Source organism: Desulfamplus magnetovallimortis (assembly GCF_900170035.1).
Lineage (GTDB): Bacteria > Desulfobacterota > Desulfobacteria > Desulfobacterales > Desulfobacteraceae > Desulfamplus > Desulfamplus magnetovallimortis.
The window spans coordinates 1-3313 of record NZ_LT828585.1 but is presented as its reverse complement, the minus strand read 5'-3'; the positions used below and the strand labels follow the sequence as shown (position 1 = coordinate 3313).

Below are 3313 nucleotides of genomic sequence, written 5' to 3'. Positions count from 1 at the left end.
ATAAAATCGGGTAAAGCCAAGTTTTATCTCCCGAACAAAATCAGAAAGGCTTGATAATTTTTTACGTAATGACGGCAACTCTTCCGGTGAAAATTTACCTGCCATCACCAAGGTCAGCGTGAAATTGCTCAAACCGTTCCTGAATCTCTTCATCGGTAAAATTTGACTCAGGAAACATCCGGATCAGCATGTGAAAATGGTTGTCCATGCAGCAAAATCCGAGTACCTCCACAAAATAGAAAATAGAGAAGGCTGAACTGTTTCATCAGCTTCAATAAATAATCTTTTTCATCATCTTTCGGCATGCTTCATTTACCGGTTTACACTTTCTGGGACACATGTCCATTTATCGGGAAGTTCCATCAAAAAAGTGTAAACTACTTTTGGGATGATATGAAGGATGCCCATCTTTCATGGGAAAACCATCAAGGGCTGTGCGTGACATGATGTGATATACAGTACCACCGGCTATGCTGTTTATCAATATTCTCGGAATGCGTGCCATATCAATATCTCCTTTCCTCATTCTCATTTATCGACCTGTCCCCCTTTCCCCCTTTTGGCTTTATGTCAACAAAAAGTTGATATACAGGATATACAGAAATATGTCCCCTTTTTTCATCAAAAGTCAAAAAATGGAACATGCATTATCTACCTCTGCGGAGCCGTCCAAACTCGAAGAGGGTTTGGGGCTTGTCAATCAGGGGTTGAGCCAGATTACACGGGAGCTTTCGATGCATGTATGATGTCAGAAAAACGAGAATTTTTTTCACGTTTTTGAAAAACAAAGCTTACTATTTAACGAACTAAAGTTCAAATCCTGCCAAACTACTTCAAAATCTTGACTACGCCTGGGAAATTCCGTTATCAATGGATCTATCAATAACCCTTTGAGACAGGAGAATTCCCATGAACAACTCTTTCGAAAACCAATTCTCAAAAAACATCAAGTTCGGTTACTCTTCTTTTGATCGAGTCCTTGTCCGGGGTTACATCCGACCTTTCTTCTCCCTCGGTGTTGTTGTCCATTTCCTGAAATCAATGGGATTCTCAAAACAGACCAACGGAGTGATGAGAATCTTCACAGATCAGCTCAACTCTCACATCAAAAAGTACGCTGACAAAATCGGCGTCAACATATTCTGGTGGCCAAACCTGGGTGGTGGTAAAAAATGGTGCAAAACTTGAATTTGTTCAAGACGCTTTTGCAAAAGAGTTCAAGGGAAACGGAAATCACGTTTTCTGCATCCTCACCGATACCGAGCATGTACAGACTGTGGCATCAAGGGAATTCACCACCAAAAAAGGTAAAAAATATCAAAACTTGTACAAATGCACAAAACCTGTCAAACAGTACTACATCTACATCCACGATGAGGTACTGGGTGGCCCATGCTACCTCAAAATATCCTCTTATCTCCCCTTTCAAAGCGAGTTTTACTTCAACGGTCACAACTACATCCAACACCAACTCGACCAGAAAGGTGTCACATATAAAATGAAGGAGAACTCTTTCATTGATGTTTCAAATCCGGATGCCCTTCAACAGGCGGCACAAGATCTTCAGGGCAGCCTCGTCCAGGAAAGAATCAATTACTGGATGAACCGCTTTTTCAAATTTGACAAGGGCACCTATTCCACCTGCTCAAAATACCTCAAACATGAGTGGTATCTCACACAGGTCGAAGTCTGCTCCAATGTCATTTTCAAATCTGCCACCTTCTGCACAAATCTCTTTGACAGAATGCTGGATAAATTTTCCAGGATCGGATCGCCCGACTCCATTTCTCAGTTTTTTAGCAAAAAACCTGCAAACTCCGGCTCAAAGTCATTCAGAAGGCTCTATCAGAACAATGCTTGCATGAAACATTGGTTCAGAGGGAACTCCGTCAAGCAGTACAACAAAAACAGCACTCTCATCCGTACCGAAACCACAATCAACAGTCCCAAATCGCTGGGACTCAAGAAACCTGTACAGTTTTTACAGGCTTACTATTGGGCCGGATTGGGAACAAACAACCGCATGCTCGACTGCTGCGCCGACGTTGATCCTTCCACTATATGTGAGAACGAACCAGAACTTTTCAATCAGCCCGTTTCCGATAAAAATGGAAACAACGTGGCTGCACCTGATTTGAGAAAACCGCGTCAGGTCGCTCTATGTGAAGAGCTGATCAAGCCCAAATACAGAGCGGACGGCTTTAAAACCGCTACCCTCAAAGAGGTTCTGGACAACCACTTTCAAAATCCCGCCCAAATTCGCTATGAAATCAGAAAATTGATCCTTCGGGGCGCCATCAAAAAACAGAATGGCAAGTCATTCTATAGGGTTACGGAAACTGGGTGGAAATGGATGTGGGCGTCAATTACATCCAGACGATATTTCAAAAACCCTGTTATTTCAGCATCTTTGAAATGTAACTGTTACGCAGCCCCCAACCAGCCGTCCGAACTTGAAGAGGGTCTGGGGCTTGTCAATCAGGGATTGAGCCAGATTACACGGGCTTTGGCTGTTAACGCGTGACCTTAAAAAAACGTGATTTTTTTTCACGTTTTTGAAAAACAAAGCTTACAATATATGAACACAAAAGCCAATTAATTTGAAACACTTTTGAACTGTTTCAAATAATCAGAAAATTCAAGCCAGGTTAAAGTGAGAATCAACACCAGCACAAAAATGACGGGGGCTCCATAAAACTTGCAAAACCCAACCATTCAGATTATATTCATATTATGGAAGAAAATAAGACGGAACCAGAAAATGAAGAAAAAGATAGAACCAGTTGGCATCGACTGCTCGGCTTGATGATGACACCTCTGTTTGAAAAACTCGGGTGTGAGGTCACGGTTGAGGTTGATTTGTCATTTAAAAAACAACTTCTTGATCTGGTCGTTGTCAGAAAACATTCATCTGTCCTGTTTGATGACGTCAATCCAGATTACTATGAGGGATTTGAAAATCTCAATGAACACAATCTTATATCATTCAAATCCTTTCGGGAAGTGTTCAATATGGCTGCACTTGAAGAGTTTTATGGACACTTTACAAACTATAAAAAAATGAAAACCCTGAACGATGAAAACAATATCAACCTTTATGCTGTAACCAACCGTTTTCCTGAAACGCTCTTTAACAGGTTTAAAACCACCAAACTTGTTGAATGTGTTAAAAAGAACAGAGTGTATGATTTGAAAGTTTTGACTCCGGTTCGAGTGATCATTACAAAAAACTCAAACCATCCAATACTGGTAAATATTCGGTTCAACTTTTAATACTCTATTCCTTCAACGCACTAAAAGTTTATCCGCCTGT

The 3313-nt window shown here is 41.0% G+C and carries 4 protein-coding genes; 3 read left to right on the top strand and 1 reads right to left on the bottom strand.

Going from position 1 to position 3313, the window contains the following annotated elements; all coding sequences use genetic code 11:
* Positions 1-346: 346 nt before the first annotated feature.
* Positions 347-505 (bottom strand): hypothetical protein, encoded by a 159-nt coding sequence (locus tag MTBBW1_RS28860; RefSeq protein WP_186441753.1) that lies wholly within the window; start codon positions 503-505, stop codon positions 347-349.
* A 404-nt stretch (positions 506-909) separates the two neighbouring features.
* Between MTBBW1_RS28860 and MTBBW1_RS28855 the strand changes: the two genes are divergently transcribed.
* The 3 genes from MTBBW1_RS28855 (at position 910) to MTBBW1_RS27050 (ending at position 3273) form a co-directional block, all read left to right on the top strand.
* Positions 910-1188 (top strand): hypothetical protein, encoded by a 279-nt coding sequence (locus MTBBW1_RS28855; protein ID WP_186441752.1) that lies wholly within the window; start codon positions 910-912, stop codon positions 1186-1188.
* Positions 1160-2524 (top strand): hypothetical protein, encoded by a 1365-nt coding sequence (locus MTBBW1_RS27055; protein WP_245809581.1) that lies wholly within the window; start codon positions 1160-1162, stop codon positions 2522-2524. Before MTBBW1_RS28855 ends, MTBBW1_RS27055 begins: the two co-directional genes overlap by 29 nt.
* Before the next feature lie 209 nt (positions 2525-2733).
* Positions 2734-3273: a hypothetical protein gene (locus MTBBW1_RS27050; RefSeq protein ID WP_080810083.1), complete on the top strand. Its 540-nt coding sequence runs from the start codon at positions 2734-2736 to the stop codon at positions 3271-3273.
* Positions 3274-3313: the final 40 nt, after the last annotated feature.

Bases quoted from the DNA above. Each gene is read 5' to 3' on its own strand.
- MTBBW1_RS28860 (WP_186441753.1), bottom strand. From the start codon at position 505: ATGGCACGCATTCCGAGAATATTGATAAACAGCATAGCCGGTGGTACT.
- MTBBW1_RS28855 (WP_186441752.1), top strand. From the start codon at position 910: ATGAACAACTCTTTCGAAAACCAATTCTCAAAAAACATCAAGTTCGGT.
- MTBBW1_RS27050 (WP_080810083.1), top strand. From the start codon at position 2,734: ATGGAAGAAAATAAGACGGAACCAGAAAATGAAGAAAAAGATAGAACC.